Origin of the sequence: Streptomyces sp. TRM68367, from assembly GCF_014495685.1 — a bacterium.
GTDB lineage: Bacteria > Actinomycetota > Actinomycetes > Streptomycetales > Streptomycetaceae > Streptomyces.
The window spans coordinates 1-24,514 of record NZ_JACTVI010000108.1; the positions used below are offsets into that span (position 1 = coordinate 1).

General features: G+C 70.9%; 24 protein-coding genes, 1 tRNA gene and 4 pseudogenes. 14 read left to right on the forward strand and 15 right to left on the reverse strand.

The annotated features are described in order from the left end of the window. Positions 1-89: 89 nt before the first annotated feature. The 6 genes from H8R17_RS38505 to H8R17_RS38530 all read right to left on the reverse strand — a co-directional run bounded on the left by H8R17_RS38505 (position 90) and on the right by H8R17_RS38530 (position 4,490). A complete protein-coding gene (locus H8R17_RS38505) occupies positions 90-653 on the reverse strand; it encodes a dihydrofolate reductase family protein (RefSeq protein WP_187827847.1) in 564 nt (187 codons plus the stop codon). Next, on the reverse strand, positions 653-943 hold the full coding sequence (locus H8R17_RS49570) for a hypothetical protein (protein ID WP_187827848.1): 291 nt from the start codon (positions 941-943) through the stop codon (positions 653-655). The genes H8R17_RS38505 and H8R17_RS49570 overlap by 1 nt, the downstream gene beginning before the upstream one ends. Positions 944-1,042: 99 nt before the next feature. After that, complete coding sequence (locus tag H8R17_RS38515) at positions 1,043-1,243, reverse strand: DUF5988 family protein (protein WP_187827849.1); 201 nt, start codon at positions 1,241-1,243, stop codon at positions 1,043-1,045. A 63-nt stretch (positions 1,244-1,306) separates the two neighbouring features. Further along, positions 1,307-2,323 carry an SEC-C domain-containing protein gene (locus tag H8R17_RS38520; RefSeq protein WP_187827850.1) on the reverse strand — a complete coding sequence of 339 codons (1,017 nt, stop codon included), beginning with the start codon at positions 2,321-2,323 and terminating at the stop codon, positions 1,307-1,309. 84 nt (positions 2,324-2,407) lie between these two features. Continuing rightward, the gene (locus tag H8R17_RS38525) at positions 2,408-2,752 is read right to left on the reverse strand and encodes a hypothetical protein (protein WP_187827851.1); all 345 of its coding nucleotides are present in this window, start codon (positions 2,750-2,752) and stop codon (positions 2,408-2,410) included. A gap of 262 nt (positions 2,753-3,014) precedes the next feature. Next, entirely contained in the window at positions 3,015-4,490 is a 1,476-nt protein-coding gene (locus tag H8R17_RS38530) for a glycoside hydrolase (protein ID WP_187827852.1), read from the reverse strand. Positions 4,491-4,723: 233 nt separating this feature from the next. On the opposite strand from H8R17_RS38530, the pseudogene H8R17_RS38535 reads away from it, so the two are divergent. Next, positions 4,724-5,026, forward strand: a pseudogene (locus tag H8R17_RS38535) (sortase domain-bontaining protein); the annotation flags it as partial. A gap of 6 nt (positions 5,027-5,032) precedes the next feature. Here the strand turns inward: H8R17_RS38535 and H8R17_RS38540 are convergent. Then, positions 5,033-5,446: a hypothetical protein gene (locus H8R17_RS38540; RefSeq protein ID WP_223125977.1), complete on the reverse strand. Its 414-nt coding sequence runs from the start codon at positions 5,444-5,446 to the stop codon at positions 5,033-5,035. Between H8R17_RS38540 and H8R17_RS49575 the strand changes: the two are divergent. Both H8R17_RS49575 and H8R17_RS38545 read left to right on the forward strand, forming a co-directional pair. Further along, a pseudogene (locus tag H8R17_RS49575) lies at positions 5,414-5,527 on the forward strand (DUF6412 domain-containing protein); the annotation flags it as partial. The gene H8R17_RS38540 and the pseudogene H8R17_RS49575 overlap by 33 nt on opposite strands. A 116-nt stretch (positions 5,528-5,643) precedes the next feature. Beyond that, complete coding sequence (locus H8R17_RS38545; RefSeq protein ID WP_187827853.1) at positions 5,644-6,501, forward strand: fumarylacetoacetate hydrolase family protein; 858 nt, start codon at positions 5,644-5,646, stop codon at positions 6,499-6,501. A gap of 110 nt (positions 6,502-6,611) precedes the next feature. Here the strand turns inward: H8R17_RS38545 and H8R17_RS38550 are convergent. The 3 genes and pseudogenes from H8R17_RS38550 to H8R17_RS38560 form a co-directional block, all read right to left on the reverse strand. Continuing rightward, positions 6,612-7,479: pseudogene (locus H8R17_RS38550) on the reverse strand (LLM class F420-dependent oxidoreductase). Between the two features lie 103 nt (positions 7,480-7,582). Beyond that, complete coding sequence (locus H8R17_RS38555) at positions 7,583-8,116, reverse strand: heme-degrading domain-containing protein (RefSeq protein WP_399477852.1); 534 nt, start codon at positions 8,114-8,116, stop codon at positions 7,583-7,585. Between the two features lie 52 nt (positions 8,117-8,168). Then, entirely contained in the window at positions 8,169-9,284 is a 1,116-nt protein-coding gene (locus tag H8R17_RS38560; RefSeq protein WP_187827854.1) for a Gfo/Idh/MocA family oxidoreductase, read from the reverse strand. 123 nt (positions 9,285-9,407) lie between these two features. On the opposite strand from H8R17_RS38560, the gene H8R17_RS38565 reads away from it, so the two are divergent. From H8R17_RS38565 to H8R17_RS38590, 6 genes are all read left to right on the forward strand, one after another. After that, entirely contained in the window at positions 9,408-10,562 is a 1,155-nt protein-coding gene (locus tag H8R17_RS38565; RefSeq protein ID WP_187827868.1) for an ROK family transcriptional regulator, read from the forward strand. 118 nt (positions 10,563-10,680) lie between these two features. Then, the gene (locus H8R17_RS38570; protein WP_187827855.1) at positions 10,681-10,899 is read left to right on the forward strand and encodes a hypothetical protein; all 219 of its coding nucleotides are present in this window, start codon (positions 10,681-10,683) and stop codon (positions 10,897-10,899) included. Positions 10,900-11,016: 117 nt separating this feature from the next. Further along, entirely contained in the window at positions 11,017-11,859 is an 843-nt protein-coding gene (locus H8R17_RS38575) for a hypothetical protein (protein WP_399477854.1), read from the forward strand. A gap of 138 nt (positions 11,860-11,997) precedes the next feature. Then, positions 11,998-12,777 (forward strand): HAD-IIA family hydrolase, encoded by a 780-nt coding sequence (locus tag H8R17_RS38580; protein ID WP_187827856.1) that lies wholly within the window; start codon positions 11,998-12,000, stop codon positions 12,775-12,777. Positions 12,778-12,949: 172 nt separating this feature from the next. Next, the gene (locus H8R17_RS38585; protein ID WP_187827857.1) at positions 12,950-13,537 is read left to right on the forward strand and encodes a hypothetical protein; all 588 of its coding nucleotides are present in this window, start codon (positions 12,950-12,952) and stop codon (positions 13,535-13,537) included. A gap of 7 nt (positions 13,538-13,544) precedes the next feature. Then, the gene (locus H8R17_RS38590) at positions 13,545-14,210 is read left to right on the forward strand and encodes a class F sortase (RefSeq protein WP_187827858.1); all 666 of its coding nucleotides are present in this window, start codon (positions 13,545-13,547) and stop codon (positions 14,208-14,210) included. Between the two features lies 1 nt (position 14,211). Here the strand turns inward: H8R17_RS38590 and H8R17_RS38595 are convergent, their stop codons facing one another. Further along, positions 14,212-14,448 (reverse strand): DUF5360 family protein, encoded by a 237-nt coding sequence (locus tag H8R17_RS38595; RefSeq protein WP_316959664.1) that lies wholly within the window; start codon positions 14,446-14,448, stop codon positions 14,212-14,214. Between the two features lie 75 nt (positions 14,449-14,523). Here H8R17_RS38595 and H8R17_RS38600 point away from each other — a divergent pair, with 75 nt between their 5' ends. Further along, positions 14,524-14,784, forward strand: a complete 261-nt coding sequence (locus H8R17_RS38600; protein WP_187827859.1) for a hypothetical protein — start codon at positions 14,524-14,526, stop codon at positions 14,782-14,784. A 195-nt stretch (positions 14,785-14,979) separates the two neighbouring features. After that, a complete protein-coding gene (locus H8R17_RS38605; RefSeq protein ID WP_187827860.1) occupies positions 14,980-16,011 on the forward strand; it encodes a glycoside hydrolase family 6 protein in 1,032 nt (343 codons plus the stop codon). Between the two features lie 113 nt (positions 16,012-16,124). Here the strand turns inward: H8R17_RS38605 and H8R17_RS38610 are convergent, their stop codons facing one another. The 3 genes and pseudogenes from H8R17_RS38610 to H8R17_RS38620 all read right to left on the reverse strand — a co-directional run. Continuing rightward, complete coding sequence (locus H8R17_RS38610) at positions 16,125-18,062, reverse strand: kelch motif-containing protein (RefSeq protein ID WP_187827861.1); 1,938 nt, start codon at positions 18,060-18,062, stop codon at positions 16,125-16,127. After that, the gene (locus H8R17_RS38615) at positions 18,059-20,098 is read right to left on the reverse strand and encodes a glycosyltransferase family 2 protein (RefSeq protein WP_187827862.1); all 2,040 of its coding nucleotides are present in this window, start codon (positions 20,096-20,098) and stop codon (positions 18,059-18,061) included. Before H8R17_RS38615 ends, H8R17_RS38610 begins: the two co-directional genes overlap by 4 nt. Before the next feature lie 454 nt (positions 20,099-20,552). Beyond that, a pseudogene (locus H8R17_RS38620) lies at positions 20,553-20,846 on the reverse strand (FadR/GntR family transcriptional regulator); the annotation flags it as partial. Positions 20,847-21,018: 172 nt separating this feature from the next. On the opposite strand from H8R17_RS38620, the gene H8R17_RS38625 reads away from it, so the two are divergent. From H8R17_RS38625 to H8R17_RS38635, 3 genes are all read left to right on the forward strand, one after another. Beyond that, entirely contained in the window at positions 21,019-22,326 is a 1,308-nt protein-coding gene (locus tag H8R17_RS38625; RefSeq protein WP_187827863.1) for a peptidoglycan-binding protein, read from the forward strand. 98 nt (positions 22,327-22,424) lie between these two features. Next, positions 22,425-23,549 carry an SPFH domain-containing protein gene (locus tag H8R17_RS38630; protein WP_187827864.1) on the forward strand — a complete coding sequence of 375 codons (1,125 nt, stop codon included), beginning with the start codon at positions 22,425-22,427 and terminating at the stop codon, positions 23,547-23,549. 80 nt (positions 23,550-23,629) lie between these two features. Next, positions 23,630-24,076, forward strand: coding sequence for a hypothetical protein (locus H8R17_RS38635; RefSeq protein WP_187827865.1), 447 nt, complete (start codon positions 23,630-23,632; stop codon positions 24,074-24,076). A gap of 175 nt (positions 24,077-24,251) precedes the next feature. On the opposite strand, the gene H8R17_RS38640 is transcribed toward H8R17_RS38635, so the two are convergent. Continuing rightward, positions 24,252-24,325: transfer RNA gene (locus tag H8R17_RS38640), tRNA-Lys, on the reverse strand. Between the last annotated feature and the right edge of the window lie 189 nt (positions 24,326-24,514).

Here is a 24,514-nt window from a genome sequence, read left to right on the forward strand (position 1 = left end):
CCCTCGCCAGCGCGGCAGGACTCACCCACCCACCGGAGATCAAGACAGCGAGTTATTAATCGGCAAGCCCTAACTACACGGCATTGGGGCTAGTGCGCCACGCGGTAGCGGAGACAGACGACTCTCGAGCTGAAGGTGCGGGTCTCGACGAGTTCGAGATCCACCCGGCGCTCGCGCTGGGGAAAGAACGGAATGCCACCGCCAACCAGCACCGGGTAGACCATGGCCCGGTACTCGTCGATCAGACCCAACGCGGCCGCCTCGGCGGCGAGAGTCGCGCCGCCGATCGCGATGTCGCCCTCCCCCGGTTCGGTTCGCAACCGCTCGATCTCCTCCGCCAGGCCGTCGGAGGCCAGGCGGGCATTGCCCTGCACCGCCGACAGCGTGGTGGAGAACACCACCTTTGGGAGCGGCTTCCAGATCGCGGCCCACTCGAGCATTGAGTCGTCGAGCGACGGATCCTGGTCGGCGGTCTCCCAGTACAGCATCGTCTCGTACAGCCGTCGTCCCAACAGGTGGACGCCGACCTCTCGTATCTCGTCGATCCAGAAGCGAAAGACCTCCTCGTCGGGCGCCGTCCAGTCGAAGGCGCCGTCCGGCCCGACGATGTAGCCGTCAAGTGAGACGCCCATCGAATAGGTCACGCTGCGCATCAGCAGTCCTCCTCGGTGACGGGTTTGACAGTACGACCGCCGGACGCCGCAGGACTCATCGCGGCTCGCGGGAACCCCTGGGCCAAGGCGGTCCCTTCCGGGGCATGGCCGTCCCGGCGTGCCCCGGCGGCGTGCTGGTGAGTCCGGCAGACCGTGGAGTCGACGGTCACCGTCCAGCCGATGCGACCGCGCGCGTTGGTTCTGGCCTGGAACTTGGTGAGCAGCCCTGTCCACACTCCCAGGCGCTGCCAGCGGCGGAACGGTCCGTAGACCGTTCCGTCAGGGCCCATAGCAGGGCGGGAGGTCCCGTCACGGAGCGCAGAAGCGGCTCCAGCACACTGCCTGGTGATGGGTGGGGTGGGGCGGGTGGGTCGGTGGTGTGGTGGGAGTTATTCGGCGATCGATGTGCGTTCCCACCACTGGTATACGGTCACCTCACCCTCCTCGGTCTGCTCGTGGCGCGTAGTGACCTTGTAGTGCTCGTAGCCGCCGTGGTGGGGGATCTTCAGTTCCTGGCCGGGTGGGGTGATCGGGACGATCTTGCCTGCCAGGTCGTCCGGGCCGCCGTCCAGGAGTGCTTTGGTGGTCATAGGTCCAGTCTCGGCACGGGGGTGGTTCGCGCATCTTGGGGCCACCCCCGGACCTCGGCTCGGTCAGGCCGCGTTCCCGTGGCAGTCCTCGTACGACTGGCCCGAGCCGCACCAGCACACCGTCCCCTTCTGGGGTGGCCAGGCCACCGCTCGGCCGCGGGCCGCCAGGGTCGTCGCGTACTGGGGGAGCAGCGTCGCGTCGGTCGGGGAGGTGCCCTCCGAGGCGGCGAAGGCCTCGTAGGACGGGACCGTGCCGGTCACGATGCCCAGGTTGGGGGTGCCGGAGGATGCCAGTTCCCGGAGCGAGGCCTCTATCGTCGCCAGGTGTTCCTCAAGGGAGGGGTACTCCGCCGACAGTGACGGGTACGCCGCGACCAGTTCCGTCAGTTCGTCCCCCGGCCAGTGGAGCATGGCCACCGGGAAGGGGCGGGAGAGGGCCTCGCGGTAGGCGCCCAGTTCGGCTCGGAGGCGGGAGAGTTCGGCTTGCAGTTCTGCCGGGTTGTCCGAGCCCAGGGACCATACGCGCTTGGGGTCGTGGAGCTCGTCCAGGGAGACCGGCATGGAGTGGAGGGTGTCGGCCAGGGCGTCCCACTCGTCGTGGGCGGCGCCCAGCATGCGGCGCACCCTGTGGCGGCCGATCAGGAGGGGATGCGTCGCGTACGGGGGGTCCGCCACGTCCGCCAGCAGGAGGCTTGCTCCCTGCGTGAATGTTTCCTGCGCTGTCTCCAGCTCGTCGTGGGATTCCAGGGACTCCGCGATGATCACCCAGGGGGCGGGGTCGCGCGGGGCGGCGGCGCGGACGCCGTCGATGATCGCGCGGGCCTCGGCCTCGTGGCCGTACTCCCAGAGGTTCGAGGCCTTGAGGGCGCGGACGAGGTGGGGGTTCTCCAGGGGGCCGGCGTCGGAGAGGAGACGGTCGTAGAGGGTGCTCGCGGCGGGGCGGTCGCCGGCCAGTTCCAGGTGGGCCGCGGCCCGCAGGAGCAGGGCCTCGGCGTCCTCGGGATACAGGCCGGCGGTCCGCTCCAGGCGTGCCGCTTCGGCGGAGTGGTCGACGTTTTCGGCGGGCGTGTCGGGGCGCATAGGGGACACCGTACTGCCGACCGCCGACACGGGAGAGTGAAGGGAGCGACAAGAGAAGGGATGGTTTCAGCAGGTGGGACGGCCTCAGCGCATGCCGATGTCGAAGTTTCCGTTGCCGAGGTACCTCGGGGGGACGTAGCCGCTCACGCCCGTGGTGTTGTCGGTGATGCGCGTCCACTGGACGTCGTAGCCGACGAAGCAGTGCTTGGTGACGGAGTGGGAGCGGTAGCCGAGGCCGTTGACGGGGTGGTTCGTGCCGCCGTCGCCGTCGTGGCGATCGGGGTGATCGCCGCCACGGCGAGAGCGGTGGCGGCGATCAGGCGGGGCAGCGGGCGCCGCATGGTGGCTCCGTGGGTGTGGGGCGGAGGTGTGTCCGGCTCGGCTCCGACGGTAGTGAGCCGTCGCCGGGGGCGCCGCGGGCTTTTCCACACCGTCAAAGGACCGTCAAAGAGGTGAAAGCGGGTGAACGCCGTGGAACGGTGCCCGGCGAACCAGACCGGACCGGGCGCCAGGAGCCCGAGCCCGGTCCGGTCACCGTGTGCCGTGTCCCGTCGCTGTCAGACGACCGTGGCAGCAGGGTCGCCGAGCAGCAGGATCCCCGCGACCGCCGGATCACGACGGCCGCGGATCACCACGGCCGTCCGGTGATCGCGCCCGTCCGACGATCGCGCCCGTCCGATGGCCCCGCCCGTCAGAGCGCCACCCCGTCCACCTGCAACGTCTGCACCGACCTCGCCGCGAACGGCACGCTCACCGACTTGCCGTTCAGGCGGATGTCCGAGCGGGCCGTGTAGAGGTCGCCGCCGCCCGTCGTCACCGTGTTCCAGCGGGGGACCAGGCCGCCCGAGCCGCCCGTGACGGAAGAGAAGCGCGACAGGTCGAACGTCAGGGTCTGGGCGGACGTCGACGTGTTCGCGGCCACGATCACCAGGCGCCTCGCTGCCCGGTCCAGTGCCGCCACCGCGTAGCTCACGCCCGTGTCCAGGATGGTCATGCCGGGGCGGATGTGGCGGCTGAACTGGGCCATCACGTAGTACTTCGTCTGTATGGCGCCGGGCTGGAGCGTGTTCGGGTCGTACGCGATCATCGCCCAGCCCGACGACGGGTCCATGACCTGCCAGTAGCACCAGGCCGTCGGGTGCAGCCAGCGGAAGTCGTAGAGCAGGTTGCTCGCCATGGTCATGCCGGTGCCGTCGCGGTCGCCGGTCTCGGAGTTCCACAGGACCTTGCGGGAGGTGGTGACCACGTCCGTGTAGAGCAGGTCGCGGCGGCCGCCCGAGCCCTGGTAGCCGTGCACGTTCACCTGGCTCACCAGAGCCTTCGTCGAGGAGCTGAAGGAGTTCCAGGTGGTGCGGGCCAGGTCGTAACTGGTCTCGTCCGACGCCGCGATCCTGGTGCCCGTCAGGCCGCGCTTGTCCAACTCGCTGCGCAGGTGCGGCAGTACGGCCGACTGGACCGTCGCGTCCATGTGGCAGCCCTCCTGCGTGCCCGTCGCCGTCCACCAGGAGGAGCTGGGCTCGTTGAAGGGGTCGACCGTCGCGAAGTTCACGCCCCAGTTGGTGCGCGCGTGCAGCGCGACCGCGGCGAGGTGGGAGGCGTGCTGGCGGTAGTTCCAGGGCTGGAGGTTGTTGCCGCCGTTCGCCGCGCCCGAGGGGTTGTGGTTGAGGCACATCCACCACATGGGGGAGTTGGCGAACAGCTCGCTCACGGCGCCCCGCTGGGTGGCCTTCTGGAGCATCGCGCGCTGGGCAGCGTCCGCCGACCACTTCCAGGCCGACGACGTGGGGTCTTCGTTGCGCCAGTCCTGCCAGAAGCCCTCGATCTGCTTGAAGCCGGGGATGTTGGCCGACTCCACCATGGTCTCGCCCTCGACGCTGTTCCAGCTGCACGCGCCGAGGTTGTAGCGGGCGATGTTGAGGCCGAGGCCGGGGAGTGTACGGCCGTTGTACGACACGGACTTGGTGGTGAAGAAGAGGTCGGCGAAGTCGTCCCGGGCGCCGAAGACGTTGGCCCACCAGGCCAGGGAGGTGCCCCAGCCCTCCCAGCTGCCGTACGTCGTCGAGGGGTTGACGGCGATGGTGGCGTCCGCGTGTGCGGTGCCCGTCGCCAGGGCGCTGCCGAGGAACGTACCGCCTGCTGCGGCCAGCAGGGTTCTGCGTCTGATCACGGCTCCTCCGTAGGTGGGGGGTGGCACGCACGTCACGCAACGGCGGTTCCCTGATCCGGCGTTGCGGCGGTCTGTCCCGTTCGTGCCACCAGGCAGCATCGGGTGTGACGGGTGGGGTGTCGAGAGTGGCGACAGGCCTTTTTCCAACCTGTGTACGAAGTGTCGAACAGGGGAGGAGCGGCGCATGTGGCTGATGACTTGAGGGCTCGCCCCTTATCGTGCGGGCGGCCCCGCTCGCGGGGCACCGCAACACCCACGGCGAGCCCTTCCGGTACATCAACCGGCTGCGGCCCGAGGACACCATCGAGGTCGAGACGGCAGCCGCGGTCTACACGTACGCCGTCGACCGGACCCTGCCGCGCACCTCGGCCCACGACACGGGCGTCATCCGGCGCGTGCCCAGGAGCCTGACCAGGCCCGCGTACGGCTACGACGACCCCGGCCACTACCTCACCCTCACCACCTGCACCCCCGAGTACACCTCCATGTACCGGCTGGTGGTGTGGGGAAAGCTCGTGGCTGTACGCCCGCGCTGACCGCCGTCAGGCGAGGAGTTCACGGGCCAGCGTCTCGGCGGTGAGGACGTCGTAGACGTCGATGGTGCACAGGGCCGCGTAGACGTCCGTGGCCGACCGTACGTCCTGGCCGCTGCGGAAGACCCCGGCGGGCCAGGAGGAGAACATCCGGACGCGGACGCCGTCGGCGTCGGCGCGCACCTCGCGGTAGAAGGCCGCCAGTTCCGGTTCGGTACGGCCCGCCTCGCGCACCAGCGTGATGACGTCGCCCGCGCGCTCGAACAGGCGCCGGTCGAAGGCCGCCATCGCCGCCAGCTGCCGGGCGGGCGTGGCCTGCGGTGCCTCCAGCTCACCGAGCAGCCGCGACACGTCGGCGGACAGGTCGGCGGCGTCGGCCAGGGCACGGGTGACCGCGACCGCCGTACGGCCTTCCTGCCGCAACGCGATCCCGACGCCCGGGGACGCACCAGGGCGGGCCGTGCTGTACCGGTGAGTCGTACCGCCCCGGGGTCCACTCCGTGAACGGGGTATTGCGGAGTGGAACCCCAGCTTGGAGGATCGACCAGTCCTCCGATGGCTGCGTCCGCCGCACCGGGCCGTATGCCTCGGGTGGGGCCAGCGATCGAGGGAGACTGATCATGAAGCTGCTGCGAGTCGGTACGGCGGGGAGGGAGCGGCCCGCGTTGCTCGACGCCGAGGGGACCCTCAGAGACCTGTCGGGCCTCGTGTCGGACATCGACGGCGCGCTGCTCGCCGACGACGCCGCGCTCGCCCGGGTACGCGCCGCGGCCGACGCCGGTGACCTGCCAGTGCTGGACGGGGCGGGGCTGCGGATCGGGCCGCCGCTGGGGCGGATCGGCAAGATCGTGTGCATCGGGCTCAACTACCACGACCACGCCCGCGAGACCGGGGCCGAGCCGCCCGCCGAGCCGGTGATCTTCTTCAAGGCGGCGGACACGGTGGTCGGGCCGAACGACACGGTGCTCGTCCCGCGCGGGTCCGTGAAGACCGACTGGGAGGTCGAGCTGGCGGTCGTCATCGGACGTACGGCCCGGTATCTGGGGTCGGCGCGGGAGGGGCTGGCGCATGTCGGGGGGTACGCGGTCGCGCACGACGTGTCCGAGCGGGAGTTCCAGATCGAGCGGGGCGGGACCTGGGACAAGGGCAAGAACTGCGAGACGTTCAATCCGCTGGGGCCGTGGCTGGTGACCGCCGACGACGTTCCCGACCCGCAGGATCTCTCGCTCAGGCTGTGGGTCAACGGGGAGCTGAAGCAGGACGGTACGACTGCCGAGCAGATATTTCCGGTCGGGGAAGTCGTGCGGTACGTCAGTCAGTTCATGACCCTGTACCCCGGTGATGTCATCAACACCGGGACGCCGGCGGGGGTGGCGTTGGGGCAGCCGGAGCCCAAGCCCTTCTTGCGGGCTGGGGATGTCGTCGAGTTGGAGATTGACGGGCTCGGGCGGCAGCGGCAGGAGTTCAAGAACGCCTGAGGGGTGGGGGACTGCGGTTGGTTGGCGGCTGCGGGTGGGGTGTGGCTGGTCGCGCCCACGCGGCGGAGCCGCATATCGATACAGTCCCGCGCCCCTCAGGGTTGGTCAGCTCACGGCAGCAGAGCAGCGAGGCTGCGCCAGCCCTCCCTCGAAAGCGTGTCGCGGGGGCCGTCCTCGACAACCTGGAGGGCCACGTGGTCGGCGCCCGCTGCGTGGAAGGCCTCGAATCCGCTGCCGTATGCGGTCCTCGTCGCCCCACGCGAACACCGCGTCCACCAGGCGGTCGCTGCCTCCGTCGGTCAGGTCGTCCTCGGTGAAGCCGTGCCGGAGGAAGTTGTTGGTGTAGTTCGGCAGGGCGAGGTACATGGCGAGGTAGTCGCGGGCCACGGTGCGGGCGCGGGCCGGGTCCTGCTCCAGGACGACCTTCAACTCGGGGGCGAGGAGCGGGCCTTCGCCCATGATCTCGCGGGCGTACGCGGTGTGCTCGGGGGTGACCAGGTACGGGATCGACCCGGCCGCCCGGTCGCGCGACAGCTCCAGCGTCTTCGGGCCGAGGGCGGCCAGCAGGCGGCGGTCCGCCGGCACCCCGGCGGCGTCCAGGGCGTCGAGGTAGGCGACGAGGGCGGAGTAGGGGCGGCGGTACTGGTCCGTGAGCTTCGCGTGGCTGACGCCGAGGCCGAGCAGGAAGCGGCCGGGGTGGGCCGCCTCCACCTCGGCGAAGCTCGCGGCACTCGCCTCCGCCTCGTGCTGCCAGATGCTCTGGATGCTGGTGGCGACGGTGATCCTCGCCGTCGCCTCGATCAGCGGTACGGCGTGGCGGGCGGCGCTGCTGCCGCCCAGCCAGACGGCGCCGTAGCCGAGTTCCTCCAACTCGGCGGCGGCCTCGTCGAGTTCGCCGCGCCGTGCCGGGTCCTCGGAACGCAGGCCGAAGCTCCAGATGCCGTACCTGCCGACCGTGTCCTTCAGGGGGGTGCTCATTGGTTCCGGTCCCTCCGGTGGGGTCGCTGTGCCGTGATCATCACGCGTACGGACAGTGCCAACCGGAGGGTGCCCGCGGATCATCCCGTCAGGCCCGGGAACCTCACGGCTTCAGGAACTCCTCCAGCGCCTCCACCACGAACCGGTGGTCCTGCAACTGCGGCAGCCCGCTCACCGTCACCGCGCCGATCACGCCCACGCCCTCGACGGTGACCGGGAACGAACCGCCGTGCGCCGCGTAGGTGCCGGGGTCGAGGCGGGAGGACTCCTCGAACGTCGTGCCCTTGGCGCGGAAGCGGGCGCCCACCAGGTAGGAGGAGCTGCCGTAGCGCTCCACGACCCGGCGCTTGCGGGCGATCCAGGTGTCGTTGTCGGGGGTCGAGCCGGGCAGCGCGGCGTGGAAGAGCTGCTGGCCGGCGCGGTGGATGTCGATGGCGACGGGGGCCTGCCGCTCCCGTGCCATCTCCACCAGCAGCGAGCCGAGCGCCCATGCGTCGTCGTAGGTGAACTGGCGGAAGATCAGGCGGTGTTCCTGCTTCTCCAGCTCCTCCAGGGAAGGGGTCAGCTCCGGGTGGAACTTGGGGCCGAGTTCCTGGTCGTGCGTCTGGCGTGAATGATGTGCCGGGTTGTGGGTCACCGGGTCACCGCCGCTCTGGGTTCCGGGTGGAGCCTGGGGCTGAATCTCTGGGTCACAGCGTCACCGCCACTCCGTCGTGGGCCGATCGTCGGGCGGCCTGGAGGACGTCGAGCCCGGCGGCCGCCTCCAGGGCGGTCACCGGGTTGGGGCCGCCGTCCAGCAGGGCCTTCGCCACGGCCGCATAGTAAGCGGGGTAGTCGCCCGGAAGGGTCCGTACCGGGCGGCCGCCGCCCGTCAGGGGTGACTCACCGGAGCCCACCCGGCCCCACAGCGCCTCGGGCTCGGCGCCCCACTCCGGGCCGGGGCGCAGCCCCTCGCGCAGGGCCGCCTCCTGCGGGTCCAGGCCGTACTTCACGTAGCCCGCCTGTGAGCCCAGCACCCGGAAGCGCGGGCCGAGCTGGGCCGCCGTCGCGGAGACGTACAGGTGCGACCGCACGCCGTTCGCGTGCGTCAGCGCGATGAACGTGTCGTCGTCCGTCAGCGCGCCCGGCCGCCGGATGTCCGACTCGGCGTACACCCGCGTGACGGGACCGAAGAGCACCAGCGCCTGGTCGACGACATGGCTGCCGAGGTCGTACAGCAGACCTCCGATCTCTGCCGGGTCGCCGGACTCCCGCCAGCCGCCCTTCGGCTGCGGCCGCCACCGCTCGAAGCGGGACTCGAACCGCCATACGTCGCCCAGCTCGCCGTCGGCCAGCAACTGGCGCAGGGTCAGGAAGTCGTTGTCCCAGCGCCGGTTCTGGAAGACGGACAGGAGCAGTCCGCGCTCCTCGGCCAGCGCGGCCAGCTCGCGCGCCTCGGCCGCCGTGCCCGCGGCCGGCTTGTCCACCACGACCGGCAGACCGGCCTTGAGGGCGGTGGCCGCGAGCGGCACATGCGTCTTGTTCGGCGACGCGATGACGATCAGGTCGAGGCCGCCGGCGCGCTCGAACAGCTCCTCCGGGGTGGCTGCCACGCGCACGGCCGGGTGCTCGGCGCGGGCCTGCCGCTGCCGCTCGGGGTTGCCGGTCGCCACCGTGTCGAGGGTCAGCCCCTCGGTAGCTGCGATCAGCGGGGCGTGGAAGACGGAGCCCGCGAGGCCGTAGCCGATCAGGCCCACGCGCAGGGGCGTGCGAGCCGGTGGTGCCGGGGAGCTGCCGAAGGGTGTGCCAGTCGGTGTGCCAGTCATGGTGCCCACTTTCACAACGCTGTTGCCAAAGTGCAAGCGGTGGGGAGAATGGACGGCGTGGATCGGGTGGACAGGGCCAGGGGTGGGGGCGGCGCCGGTGGGGCGGGCGGTGCGGTCGGCGGGATGCGGGGCGTGCAGGGTGGCGGCGTGAATCTGGGCGCCTTGCGCAGCCACAACACCGCGCTCGTGCTCGACCTGCTGCGCACGGCCGGGGACGAGGGCATCAGCCGGCTCGAACTCGCCGAGCGCACCGGGCTCACCCCGCAGGCGGTCAGCAAGATCACCGCCCGGCTCCGCGAGGACGGCCTCGCGGCGGAGGCCGGGCGCCGTGCGTCGACGGGCGGCAAGCCGCGCACGGTGCTGCGGCTGGTACCGGAGGCCGGGCACGCGGTGGGCGTCCACCTGGACCGGGACGAACTGCGGGCGGTGCTGGTCGATCTCAAGGGCAGGGTGGTGGGGGAGCGGAGGGTTCCGCTGGAGCTGGGCGCGGGGGCGGAGGCCGTGGTGGAGGGGGTGGTGGGGGATGCCCGGCTGTTGGTCGGGGATGCGCCGGAGTTGGTGGGGGATGCGCCGGGGTCGGTGCGGGATGCGCTGCGGCCCGCCCCGGGGGCCGGTGTCCGTGCCCTCCTCGGCCTGGGCGTCGCCCTCCCCGGCCCGCTCGACCACTCCCGCGGCGTCCTGCATCGCGTCACCGGCTTCCCGGAGTGGGACGGCTTCCCGCTGCGGGACGCGCTCGCGGGGCGGCTCGGGGTGCCGGTCGTCGTGGACAAGGACACCAACGCCGCCGCGCTCGGACTCGCCGTCGGCGGCGAGGGAGGCTCGTTCGCCTATCTGCACCTCGGTACGGGGCTCGGGGCCGGGCTCGTGATCGGCGGGAGCGTGCACCGGGGGACGCGGACGGGGGCCGGTGAGTTCGGGCACCAGGTCATCCAGCTGGACGGGCCGCCCTGCACCTGCGGGGACCGCGGGTGCGTCGAGGCGCTGTGCCTGAGGGCCGTCGCGCGGGGGGACGTCGAGGAGGCGGCGCGCATACTGGGCGCGGGGGCCGCGAACCTGGTCGGGCTGCTGGACATCGACGTCGTACTGCTGGGCGGCCGTACGGTGGCCGCGGCTCCGGAGGTGTACGTGCGCGGGGTGGAGGCAGTGCTTCAGGCGCGGGCCCGGCGGACGGGGGAGGGTGCCGTGCCGGTGCGGCTTGCACCCGGCGGGGGGCGGGGGGTCGCGGTGGGGGCGGCTCAGCTGGTGGTGGGGGCGTTGTTCGGGCGGGGGGATGGGTGAGGCGGGGAGGGCGTGGACGGGTCCGCGTCCCTCGACGGGTCCGCGTCCCCGGACCGAGGCGCCTCCGCGGGGAAGACCCGCGCCAGGTGAGGTATCTCGCCTCGCGAAGGGGAAGACCATGAAATACGACGCCCTGCAGATCCTCGGCATGGTCCTGCTCGTGGCCTTCGGTCAGGGACTCGCCAGGATCCTCGTCGACGACGGTGACCGGGGGCTGCTGGGCTGGCTCCCCGGCGGCTTCGTACCGGCGATGCTGGCGTACGCCGTCCTTGCCGCCACCGGTGTCCTCCTGACGGGCTGGGCGCACACACGCGCGAAGGAGTTGGGACGCCGCTAGGCCCTGTCCGGGGTCCCACGAACCGTCGGCCGATCGGGCGGACCCGCACCGCCGTTCGGGGAACCGCGCGGAGCGGCACCGCCGCGCTCGCCCCGCACCCGGCATGGTCATGTGTTCATGCGACTGTGCCCGAAGCGACTGTCCCCGCCCTCGTCCCTGACCGCCCGCCTCGCCGCAGCCGTCGTCGCCGCCCTGATGCCCGCAGCGGCCCTCACGACCCTCGCGCCTGCCGCGCACGCCGACCCGGGACCCGCCTGTGTGAGCCCGGACCACCGCACCTTCCCGCTCGGCACCCGTATCCACGGCGGCCCCGACTCCTATACGCCCGGCGGCGGACACGGCACCTGGTACCTCGATCTCACCAACACGACCACCCGCACCTGCACCGGCATCCACCCGGTAGTCGTCCTCGTCGACGACCAGCGCGCCCTGAAGCCCGCGCAGGCCCGGCTGGAGTTCTTCGCGGGCGGCCGCCCGTACCCCGTACGTTTCGAGACCACCGACCGGGACGAGCTCGTCGGCGCCTTCACCGGCGTGGGCGACCGCTTCCCCGGCTTCACCGTCGGCCCCCGCAGGACCCTCACCGTGCGGGTCCGCCTCGCGTTCACCTCGGACGCCGCGCCCAACCGGGTCACCGCCAACGCCGCCGTGGTCCAGCGGCAGGAGGGCGACGGCGACTGGGTCGGCCAGTCCGGCGACTACCGCTTCTCCATCAATGCCGACACCAATACCGACACCAATACCGACCTCGATACCGACACCGATCCCGACGTCACTGACCCGGCCACCCCGCAGCCGAGCCCCGACGCCTCCGCCTCCTCGGCCGGCCCGGGCGTCCGGCTGCCGTTCGCCGACGAACTCGCCCGCACCGGCACCGTCCCCGCCCGCGCCGCCCTCGCCACGGCGGGCGCCCTCCTGCTCACCGGCCTCAGCGCCCTGCTGCTGCGCCGCCGCCGCTGAAGCCGCGACTCCCGCTCACGCGAAGCCAACCCCTCGTGCCTCGGCCGGACCCCCAAGATCCGGCCACTGTTCAGTCCGAGGCGCCCCTGTTTACCCTGAGGCGCACGCAGGACCGCGTACGGCAGGAGACCGAAGTCCATGGCAGACCGCAAGCCCATCGAGTCGTGGCTCACCGACATGGACGGTGTGCTCATTCACGAGGGCGTACCGATCCCCGGCTCCGACGCCTTCCTCAAGAAGCTCCGCGAGTCAGGCAAACCCTTCCTCGTCCTGACCAACAACTCCATCTACACCCCGCGTGACCTGCACGCACGCCTGAAGCGCATGGGTCTGGACGTGCCGCTGGAGAGCATCTGGACCTCGGCGCTGGCCACTGCCCAGTTCCTGGACGACCAGCGGCCCGGCGGCACGGCGTACGTCATCGGCGAGGCGGGCCTGACCACCGCGCTGCACGACATCGGGTACGTCCTGACCGACCACGAGCCCGACTACGTCGTCCTCGGCGAGACCCGCACCTATTCCTTCGAGGCGATGACCAAGGCCGTACGGCTGATCAACGGCGGCGCCCGTTTCATCTGCACCAATCCGGACGAGACCGGCCCCTCCACCGAGGGCCCGCTCCCGGCGACCGGCGCGGTGGCCGCGCTGATCACCAAGGCGACCGGAAGGAAGCCGTACTTCGCGGGCAAGCCGAACCCGCTGATGATGCGCACCGGCCTCAACGCGATCGGCGCCCACTCCGAGAGCAGCGCGATGATCGGCGACCGCATGGACACCGACGTGCTGGCCGGGATGGAGGCGGGCATGCAGACGTTCCTGGTGCTCACCGGCCTGACCCGGCCCGAGCAGGTCGACGCCTTCCCGTACCGGCCGTCGAAGGTCGTCGACTCCATCGCGGACCTCGTCGACCGGATCTGAGGGCCGACGGGATCTGAAGGCCGACCGGCCGGATCCGAGCCCCGGGGCCGCCCGCTCCGAGCGAGAGAGGCGCCTCCGAAACCCATCACCACCCGAACGGAGTAGCGAAGCCCCTGCTGAGGATGCGGGGGCCCACACGGCGGGGGAGTCTCCACATACTTGGAGGTTCACGATGGGTTCAGTAAGAGTCACTCTCTGTGCGGGTCTGCTGTCCGCTCTCGCCTTCGCTCCGACGGCGTACGCGGCGGACGGGGGTGTCTCGGTCAGCCCGGCCTCCCCGGCCCCCGGCACCGACATCGCGCTGCGCGTGAACGGCTGCGCGCAGCAACGCACCGGTACGGCGGTCTCCGCGGCGTTCGTCGCCGACGTCCGGCTCACCGGCGCGGGCGGCACACTCTTCGGCGAGAGCCGGGTCCGCTCCACGCTCACGGCGGGGACGTACGAGGTGACGGTCGCCTGCGGCGACACCGAGCGCTCCGGCGCGATCACCGTCGGCCGCTCGTCCGGTCGGGCCGGGCAGCCCGACGCCGCCGAGCCGCCCGCTCCCGCCGGACCGTCGGCCCACTCTTCACCTGTCGCCCCCGTCCAGGCGGGCGGCGGCGGCGCCGCGCACCTCTCCGCGGTGGACGCGGTGCACGCGGTGGACACGCGCGGCACCGGGCCCGGTGCGGGGCACACGGTGACCGGCCTGCTCCTCGCCGGGGCCGCCGCCGTGGCCGTGGCCCTGCGCAGCGTCCGCCGGAGTCGCGGGACGGACTGACCCGGCCATGTCCGATCACGAGCGTTCCTCCAGCACCGGCCGCCTGCTCGCCGGCGTGGCCTGGGCGGTTCTGCTGCTCGGGCTGTGGCTGTGGGGCCGCGGGGTGACCGACGTACGGCACGGGACATCCGCGCCGACCACCGGTGACGTGGCGGCGGTGGGCCGGCCGCCGGGCGTCGAACTGCCGCCCGCGCACCGGCCGTTGGGCCAGGCGCTGCCGCAGCGCCTGGACATCCCGGACCTCGGTGTGCAGGCCCCGGTGGTGGCGCGCGGCCTGGACGAGCGGGGTGCGCTGGATCCGCCGCCCTTCGAACAGGCCGGGTTGGTGGGCTGGTACGCGGACGGGGTGCGGCCGGGCACGGCCGGGACCGCGCTGCTGGTGGGGCACGTCGACACCGAGACCCGGCCGGCCGTCTTCTACAGGGTCAGCGCGCTGCGGCCGGGCGCGAAGATCCGGGTGATCCGGGACGACGCCACGGTCGCCGAGTTCACCGTCGACGGCGTCCAGGTCCTCACCCGCGACCGCTTCGACGCCCACCAGGCCTACGGCCCGCGCCGCGCCGGGCGCGCCGAACTCCGGCTGGTCACCTGTGGCGGCAGCTTCGACCGGGCGAGCCGCAGCTACACGGCCAACGTGGTCGTCTCGGCGTACCTCACGGGAACCGGCCTCTGAGTCATCTCGTCCGGCGTGCCGCTACGGAGCCCATGCTGCGGCCTGCGTCCCTCTGCGATCCGCGCAGCAGGTACATGATCGACGGGATCGGGAAGAGGAGCAGGGCCAGGTTGGGGATCCACCACGTCAGGGACCAGTCCCCGCGCAGCGCCCCGAAGACGACGGTCTGCAGCCCTGCCGTGCTGGTCAGGGTCAGGGAGACCAGCATCAGCGGGGAATCTATCAAGGGAACGATCACGAGTGCATCCAGCGTTGTTAAATCCGGGGGTCAATCCCCCCCCCCGACATTTACTCGCGATTCTCGTCATTCACCATGGCCGACGACCTGATAACAACGCGGCCTGATAACAACGCGGCGCTGCCGACGACCGTGGTCGGCCACGCCGCCGACGGCGTGGTCCGGGACGGCACGCTGACCGAGCAGGGCCGGCAGGAGGTGGCACAGCTGACCGAGCAGCTCGCCGCCACTGAGGGCGTCGCCTCCGTCGACTCGGCCACCCAGCCGTTCGGCAAGCCGTGGTCCGCCGAGCAGGCGGCGCGGGCGGGGCGCGGGAGGCTGCGGCGGCCGTGGTGAGTGACTCACCGGCCGGGACTGGGGGCGGCGTACTGCGACGACTGTAGAACGGTGGAGCGGCCGGGCCCAGGGGGCGCCCGTGCCCGGGTGCGGTCCCGGACAGCGGCGCCGGACCGGGGCTCCACCGACCTCGTGGGTGCGGCGGGACCTATGCCAGGATTGAGACTTGGAACGGTACACCCAAGGGGGAGTTGGATGTACGGCAAGAGGGGGGTCGGCGCCTACGCCGCGAGGCGGGCGTCCGTGGCGGTGCTGGGGGCGGCACTGCTGGTCGCGGGGTGTTCAGGCTCCGGAGACGACGAGGATCCGGGCGACGGGGCGGGCGCCGGGATCACACAGCAGCCCAAGGAGGCCGATCCGTTCTGGGTCAACCCGGACGGCAGCGCGGCCCAGCAGCTCGCCACCTACGAGAAGGGCGGCAAGGACCCGGAGGCCGAGCAGATCCGCAAGATCGCCGAGCAGCCGGTCGCCGAGTGGATCACCCCGGAGAACCCGGAGGAGCAGGCGCGCGGCTTCACCGAGGCCGCCGACAAGGCCGGCCGCACGGCCCTGCTCGTCGTCTACAACATTCCGCACCGCGACTGCGGCCAGTACTCGCAGGGCGGCGCCGCCGACGGCAACGCCTACCGCGCCTTCGTCGGCAACGTGGCCAAGGGCATCGGCGACCGCCCCGCGACCGTCATCCTCGAACCCGACGCCGTACTGCATCTGGTCGACAACTGCACGCCGGAGCAGTACCACGAGGAGCGCTACGACCTCCTCAAGGGTGCCATCGCCAAGTTCACGTCCCTGGAGAACACCAAGGTCTACCTGGACGCGGGCAACGCCGGCTGGGGCGAACCCGACGCGATCTTCGAGCCCCTGAAGCGGGCGGGCATCGACCAGGCCGACGGTTTCTCGGTGAACGTCTCCAACTTCTACTCCACCGAGGACTCCATCGCCTACGGCAAGCAGCTGTCCGCCAAGGTGGGCGGCAAGCACTTCGTCATCGACACCAGCCGCAACGGCAACGGCCCCTACACCGAGGGCGACCCGAACGAACGCTGGTGCAACCCGCCCGGCCGCGCCCTGGGCGAAACCCCGACCACGAAGACGGCTGACCCCCTGGTAGACGCCTACCTGTGGGTCAAACGCCCGGGCGAGTCGGACGGCGAGTGCAAGGGCGGCCCGAAGGCAGGCCAGTGGTGGGCCGACTACGCACTGAAGCTGGCCCGGGCTTCCGACTGACGGCAACCCCCGCGCCCCTGAAGGAGCGCGGGGCTGTGTCGACATGTGGCTCCGCCGTGTGGGCGCGACCAGCCACAACCAACCCGCAGCCGAAAACGGAACCCGCGGAAGCGCTACGGCACCTTCACCCACTGCGCCTTACTGGGCGTCCCCTCACCATCCGTGACGAACAGCATGTACCACCCGGACTGCACCAGATTCCGGTTCTCCGGCACCGTCACCTTCACCTTGTCCCCGGACGCCTCGAAGTCCAACGCGACGGACCGCTGATCGACATCCGTGACATGCGTCGACGCACTCGGCCGGATCAGCCGCACCTTCTTGACCGAAGCGGCTTCCCTCGAGGTGAACGTCCCCGACTCACCCCGCTCGATGGTCTGCGGCCCGCCCGACAGTGAGGGCCGCGAACCCCGGTACAGATACGGCGGCGTGTAGATCTCGATCCGCTGCTCGAACTTGCCCGGCTTGGTGTTGGCCTTGTCGCCGTAGAGAGAGTCGGAGCCGAAGAACATCACGCGGCCGTCGGGCAGCAGGATCGAGCCGGAGTGGTAGTTGCGGCCGACCAGCGGGTCGGCGACCCGGCCGAACGCGTTCTTCTCCGCGTCGTACAGCCGCGCCTGGAGGATGTTGGAGTCGCTGCGGCCCCGGTAGTCCTGAGAACCGCCGGACACCAGCACGCTGTCGTCGGGCAGTACCGACGCCTGCGGATAGCGCGTGCCCCTGTCCAGGGTCGGGCCGTCCACGAACCGCGGGTCGTCGGCCTTGAGGTCGATCAGCCGGGTCCGGTTGGTGGACTTCTTGGACTCGCCGACCCCGCCGCCGCCGATCACCATGTACTTCTCGTTCTGCGCGGGCGGCAGCAGCACCGTGCCGGACGTCTCCAGCTGGTCGGGGTCGCTCATGCCGGGCAGCTTGGTGAACTTGTTGGTCTTCAGGTCCCAGACGCCCGGGTCACGGCCTTTGTCGGCCGGGCCGTAGCCCGCGTTGGACCCCGAGTAGAAGATCTTGCCGTTCTGCATCAGGAACAGCGCCGGGTACGTGGGGAACTGGCGGCCTTCCTTGGTGTACGTCCACTTCTTGGTCTTGGGGTCGAAGACCTCGTTCTTGCCCGGCACCAGCTGGCCGATCTCGTCCAGGCCGGAGACGCTGAGGATCTTCCCGTCGGAGAGCGTGGTGAGCGTCGGGTACCAGCGCGCCTCGTGCATCGGGTCGACCTTGATGTACTTCTCGGCGACCGGATCGAACTCGAAGGCGTCCCTGATGCCCTGGAAGTCCTTCTTGTCCAGGGCGAGTTTCTGCGCGATGCCGTACGTGTTGTTCGCGTCGTCGCCGGACAGCCCCTGGATCCTGTAGTTGTCCTCGGTGCCGGTCTCGTACTTCGCGCCCTCCTTCTGGGCCTCGACGTAGATCCGGTAGAGGCCGGGGGTGTTGCCCAGGAACTTGCCGGTCTTCGGGTCGAACTTCTTCTTCGCGCGCGGGACGAGCGCCGCGTCCTTGGAGACGAAGGTCTTGCCGTTCTTCTTGCCGGTGAACTTGGTGCCCGCCGGGATGGTGATCGGCTTGTCCGGGTTCTCGTTGTGGACGATCATCAGGCCGCCGGCCTTCTTCACGTCACCCTTGAGCTTCTCGTACCGCTTGGTGCCGCCCGCGATCAGCAGATTGCCGTTGGGCAGCTGGGTGTGGCCCGTGCAGAACAGGTCCTTCGGCGTCGGGACCTTCTTGATGGTGCCCTTGACCGGGTCCCAGATACGGGTGTCGTACTTCTTCGCGTCGAAGTTGTCCGCGTCGTTGCCCGACCCCGCGACGAGCAGCACCTTGCCGGTGTGCAGCAGCGCCGCGTGGATGGTGTTCTGCCGGTACTCCTCGGGAAACTCGATGATCTCCCACTTGCCGTTGGCGGCTTTGTACTCGGGTCTGTCGATCTGGTACCGGTGGTACTTCTCGGTCCCGAAGCGGTACAGCCACGGCCCGTTCATCCCGGCCAGCGCTAGTACCACCGCGGTGCCTATCGCGAGACGACGGGCACGACGGCGGCCGGCACGGTCTTTCATTCCTTACGTCCCCCAAGCCCACCAAGGGCGATCTGCATGGTCTGGTCGTTGCCCCCGTCGCCGCTGCCCTGAGCCGCGTGGCCCGGGTGACCCTCGCCGTGCGGGGCAGCGGCCCAACTCGGGCGCTGCTGCGGGGCGTGCGGTGCGGCATGCCGCCCCCGCTGCTGCGGCAGGGGCTGCGTCTGGTACGGCCCCGCAGCGGCCGGCTGCCCGGGCTGGGCCGCCGGTGCCGTGGCCGCGGCCGGCTTCTTCTTCGCCTCGCGCAGCTCGTGCCGCCAGACGAAGATCGGCGTCGCCGTGATCAGCATGGCGAAGGTCGCCCAGATGATCATCGCCGGGTGGGAGTGGCCGCAGACGAATCCGGCGGCGATGGAACCGCCGAAGATCAGGATGAAGTACCAGTGGTGCCGGAATGTCCCGAACCACCGGTCGGGGCTGGCCGAGTTGCCCTTGGGAGTGACCACGAACTTGCTCTTGCGGCGCAGCACGGAGTCGATCAGCGCCTTGGCGTACAGCGGCGCCGACAGCGCGGACATCACCATGCCGGCGACCCCGCTGGAGCCCTCCGGTTCGTGCGGGGAGACGTTGTGGCGGCGGTTCCAGACGTACAGGCCGATCTGGAGCGCGGAGGCGTTGCCGTAGAGCATCAGCCACACCGCCGGGTCGATGTTCACACCCGAGGCGCCCAGGCCCAGGAACAGCGCACAACTCAGCGCCGCCAGGATCCAGTTGAGGGCGGACATCGGGTAGAAAACGATCATCATCGTGTAGTTGAAGAGCATGCCCGGCGGCAGCGAGTACCAGCCCTTCCAGTACTGCTTGAGGATCGTCTCGTACGTCCCGCGCGACCAGCGCATCTGCTGGGTGAAGAAGTCCGTCCAGGCGGCCGGGCCCTCGCCGACGGCGAGCACGTCCGGGGTGTAGACCGAGCGCCATTTCCTGCCCGTGGCCGGGTTCTTGTGGCGGTGGATCTCGAAGCCGGTGGCCATGTCCTCGGTGATCGAGTCGTACAGGCCGCCGATCTGCTTGAGCGCCTTGATCCGTACGGCGTTGGAGGTGCCGACGAACATCGGGGCGCCGTAGCGGTTGCCGGCGCGCTGGATCAGCGCGTGGAAGAGGAACTGCTGCGACTCGGCGGCCTTGGTGACGAAATTGTCGTAGTTGCCGTACACCTGCGGGCCGATGACGAAGCCGACGTCCGGGTCGCGGAAGTACCCGAGCATCCTCTCCAGGTAGTTGGGCAGCGGCACGTGGTCGGTGTCGACCGAGGCGAAGAAGTCGTAGTCGTCGCCGTGGGCCTCCAGCCAGGCGTTGTAGTTGCCGTGCTTGGTCCTGGCGCGGTGCGGGCCCTTCTTCTGGTTCCACTTCGCGACGCCCTTGCGGGAGAAGTGGTGCACGCCGAGGCGCTCGCAGACCGCCTTCACCTCGGGGTCGTCGCCCTCGTCGAGGAGCCAGACGTGCAGAAGGCCTCGGTGGCGGATCCGCACCGCGGCCTCCAGCGTCTTCGTCACCATCTCCAGCGGCTCCTTGCCGGGCACGAAGGAGGTGAGGAAGGCCACTCTGGTGCCGGTCTCGGGCACCACCGGGATCGGGTCGCGGGCGACCAGCGTGGCGTGCGCGTTCGACAGCACGTTCATGCAGCGGAAGAACTCGATCAGGCCGATCGCGACGAGCATCACCACGTCGAGGGCCGGCAGCCAGTCGAAGGCCGGGTAGTCGCGCTCGGTCCAGTGCGCGGGCTGCAGCAGCCAGACCAGCAGGACCAGCGACAGCACCGGGGCCGCGGCCAGTATCAGCGCGATCCGGATGCGGTGCGGCTCCTGCGAGATCAGTGAGCGGTACCCGACCCGGTACGGCTTGTTCGGGTCCGGTTGGGTGAGGGGCCCCGCCAGCCGGCTGTAGTGCTCGTAGTCGTACCTCGGCAGCGTGCGTTTGATCCGGCGTAACACCCCCGTCGTGCTGTTCCGCTGCCCGGGCACCCTGAGCTGGGTGGTCTGTGACGGGTCCTGCCGGGCGCCCGTCGGTGTCGACGTCATGAGTCATCCCCCCACACGCGGGAACGCCGCGTGTTTCGTCGCTTCCAACCGTCTGCCGCCGACCCCCCTCGGCCTGCTTCACAGACGTATCAGTGATGAACCGCAGTCACCACATCACCCACACTTTTTAGACATGGCACAGCGGCGTTCCGGTTGCATGATGCCCCCCTCGGCATCCGTTACAAGAACAGGGCCCCTCTCCCCGCGGTGCCGACAACCGGCTCTTACCCCCCAACTGCCGCGAATCCGCAGCATCTTGGAAAACCAGGTTTCTACGGCATTCCTCATGATCGCAAGATGCGAAACGACGCGTTTACCGGTCAAACGCGCTCATTGTGGCACCTGAGGGGGTCTTGTGGAGCAGTTGTGGGCAGCCGGGCGCGGATGTTCCCGAAGTGCTCCCTTATGGCCTCCTCCGCGCGCGTCCCAGAACGCCTCCAGCACCTCGCTCAGCAGAGTCCTCGCCCGGGTAGTGCCCGGCGACCGTGCGGAAGGCGAGGCCCTCGATCATCGGGGCCAGCGACCTGGGGCCGACGTAGGTGCCGAAGCCGTGCCGGATCTCGACGATGCCCATCGCCCGGAGCGCTTTCAGCGCCTCGCGCACCGAGTTCCGGCTCGCGCCGAGGTAGTCCATCAGCAAGGGCTCGGTCCGCAGCGGGGCTCCCGAGGGCAGCCTGCGGTCGATGATGAGCTTCTTGATCCGCTCCTGGAGGTGCCAACTGAGCCAGCGGCGCGTGCCGGCCGGCAACTCCACCCGGCCCCGCGCGGTGCTCCCGACCGCGGGCCGCGCGGCGGATCCGGTCCGGAAGCGGCTGGTGTACATCATTTGGACCGTCAACATGCGCATCGGGAAGACAGTTGAGAAACTGACGCTCGTGCGCAGGCGTGAACATTTTAACCTGGAGTGTGAAGGGAATCGCATGGAGACTCCGGCATTCGAGGAATTCGATCCCGCGAGCGACTGCGACTGTGCCGGATGTCTTTACTGGAGGCGCGTCCTTCCCCCGTCCCCGACCGGCCGCAGCACCGGGCACCCGGCCGCCCACCGGGCTCTCGCCGTGGCCGCGGCCTGCGCCACCCTGGGCGCGGGCCAGGCGGTCGCCGCCCCGGCCGCGGCGCACGCCCCCCAGCGGCCCGGCGTTCCCGCAGGTGACGAGCCCGACACCCCGCAGGGCGGCAAGGCCCCGCTGCACGGCCCCGGCGGCCGTCCGGCCCGGCCCGCGGGGCCCGTCAAGACACCCCCGACGACCCGCGCGGAGATCATCAGGCGGGCCAAGGAATGGCTCGCCGCGAAGGTGCCGTACAGCATGAAGGACTACTGGTCCGACGGTTACCGGCAGGACTGCTCGGGCTTCGTCTCGATGGCCTGGAAGCTGCCCGGAAACGAATGGACGGGCAGCCTCGACCAGTACGGGGAGCGCATTTCCAAGAAGGAGCTCCAGCCCGGCGACATTCTGCTGTTCCACAATCCGGCGAATCCGCAGAACGGCTCGCACGTCGTCATTTTCGGCGGCTGGACGGACGACACGCGCAGCCACTACACCGCCTATGAGGCGACCCGCCCGCACGTTCGCCGCAAGGACACCCCGTACGCCTACTGGAGCCATTCCGACCGCTACCTCGCCTACCGCTACAAGGGGCTCACGACCGACACGGCGGGCGCGCAGCCGGACACCGTCAAGCCCGGCGCGCAGGCCCCGGCGCCGTATCCCGGAGCGGCGTATTTCGGCCCCGGCGCGAACAACAAGTACGTCACCCTGCTCGGCCGCATGCTCGTCGAACGCGGCGCCGGGCGCTCCTACACCTCCGGCCCCGGACCGCGCTGGACCGACGCCGACCGGCGCGCGACCCAGGCCTTCCAGCTGGCCCAGGGCTGGCGGGGCCGGGAGGCGGACGGGCTGCCGGGCCCGCGGACGTGGGAACTCCTCGTCACCGGCAAGGGCAACGACATCAAGGCCACGACCGCGAGCCCGCCCGCCTCGCACGGGGTGCCGGGCTATCCGGGGCGGGCGCTGTTCCGGCCCGGCGCGGACAACACCTACGTCACCCAGCTGGGGAGGCAGCTGGTGAAGAAGGGGTACGGCCGGTACTACACGATTGGGCCCGGGCCGCGCTGGAGCGAGGCGGACCGGCGCGCGGTGGAGGCCTTCCAGCGCGCCCAGGGCTGGCGGGGCGGCGCGGCGGACGGCTACCCGGGGCCGGAGACCTGGCGGCGGCTCTTTTCCTGAACGGCGGCTCGTTTCCTGAACGGCGGTGCTTTCCCGAACGGCGGCCTCGGCCGTAGACCCCTGTTGTGACGCATCTGGCGCGGAGGCTGGAGGCACGCATGACCACGACCACTTCTCACACGTCCGAGCCCGAAGGACCGGCCGAGCGCGGCTCGCCCCGGCCCGCCCGGCTGATCCAGAACGAGGCGACCACCGAGATCCCGGTCCACCTGCTGTTCCGCGACGACCCCGACCCGGCGCCGGTGCCGCTGAAGCCCGCGGTGGTGGGCCGGCGGCAGGGGACGGGGGAGCAGCCGCGCCTGCGGCGCCCGGAGCCGGTCGGGCCGCGTCCGGTGCCGCAGGTCGAGCCCGGTCTGGCGGAGCGGCCCGCGCGGGTGCTGCCCGGCGTGGTCGGCGTGATCGCCGGGGCCTGCGGGGCGGCCGGGTGCGTGGCCGCGTCGTGGTGGGCCGGGGCGCTGCCGCCGCTCGCGGCGGAGGCGCTGCGGCTGCCGGCGTACGCGGGGGCCGGGCTCGGTCCGGCGCAGTGGGCGGCGTACGCGGGCGCCGGGGCGCTCGGGCTGTTCGGCTTCGGCGGGCTGGCCCGCGGGCGGACCGGTCGGGCCTGGGTGCTCGGGCTGTTCGGCCGCTACCGCGGGACCGTGCGCGGCACCGGCCTGCTCTGGGTCAACCCGCTGCTGCTGCGCCGCCGGGTCGACGTACGGCTGCGGCACTGGCGCAGCGAGCCGATGCCCGCCGCCGACGGGAGCGGGGTGGCGCTGCGGGCCGTTGTCCTCGTGGTGTGGCGGGTGCGGGACACCGCTTGGGCGCTGCTCGGCGTCGAGGACCACGAGACGTATCTGCGCGAGTGCGTGGAGGCGGCGCTCGCCCGGGTGCCGGTGGAGATGCCGGGCGGCGCGAAGGGGCCCGTGGATTCGGCGGCCGACGCGCTGACCCGGCTGGTGGCGGCGGACACGGCGCCGGTCGGCCTGGAGGTGTTCTCGGTGCGACCGGTCCGCGTCGAGTACGCCGCCGAGGTCGCCGCCGCCATGCACCGGCGCCGGATCGCCGCGCTGGACGCCCAGCACCGGGCGAGCGTGCTCACCTCGGTCGTGGACTCGGTGGAGGACACGGTGACCCGGCTGACCGTGCGGGGGCTGGTCGAACTCGACGACTACGAGCGGAAGGCGCTGGTGAAGGACCTGACGGTGGCGTTCTGCGCGGGGCGCGGAGAGACGGGCCCGTAAGCCCGGCCCAGCCCCGCCCGGGTAGGTTCCCTGCACGCCGGCCGCAGGGGTGCGGCGTACGAGACCTCGGGGGATGTGCGATGGACGTGGTGTTCTACGTCGTACCGGGCCTGATGATGGCCGGCGCGGTCTTCATGGCGGACCGGGTGGTGCGCCGCTGGCTCCAGCTCCAGGGCGCCTGGACCAGCGGGCTGACGGCCGAGGCGCGCTGCCTGCGGACGTTCACGACGACGCACGGCGGCGGCAACGACACCTCCGTGCGCACCCGGCTGCACCACGTGTACGAGTTCATCACGCGCGACGGCCGCGCCGTACGGTTCGAGGAGGACGGCGGCCCGGCGACGGTCCTCGAGGGCGACTTCGTGACCGTGTACTACTCCGGCGGCCCGCAGGTCGTGGCCACGGCCCACGCACCCCGCCCGGTCGTCAGCGCGGCAGGCACGCTGGCCATCCTGGCGCTGCTCGGCGGAATCGTCGTGTTCTGCGTCGGCTTCATGGTCACGTACAGCACGGCTTTCCATATCTGACCTCGTGCGTGCCCATGGAGCCGAGGCGAACGGTCGCACAGCTCGTCCGGGACCGGTGCGCGGCCGCGTTGGCCAGCCGTCGCCGGGATCAACCGTGGACGGCGAGAACCTGGACGCCGCGATGATCGAGAACATGCTGAAGGGCCCCTCGCTCCCACGAGAGGCCCTTCACAGGTGCGCCGCCAGGGACTCGAACCCCGGACCCGCTGATTAAGAGTCAGCTGCTCTAACCAACTGAGCTAGCGGCGCATGACTCCCGCCGACCGCGTTCCCGCGGTGGCGACAGAGAAAATACTACCTGGTCCCGAGGGGTGCTCCTGACCACCGCGACGCCCGCCGGGGCACTAGATCCAATGCCGTGTAGTTAGGGCTTGCCGGGAAACAAGCCGTGGCTTCGGGCCTTGGTCCTCGTTGTTGTGGTATGGGGAGACCGGAGGG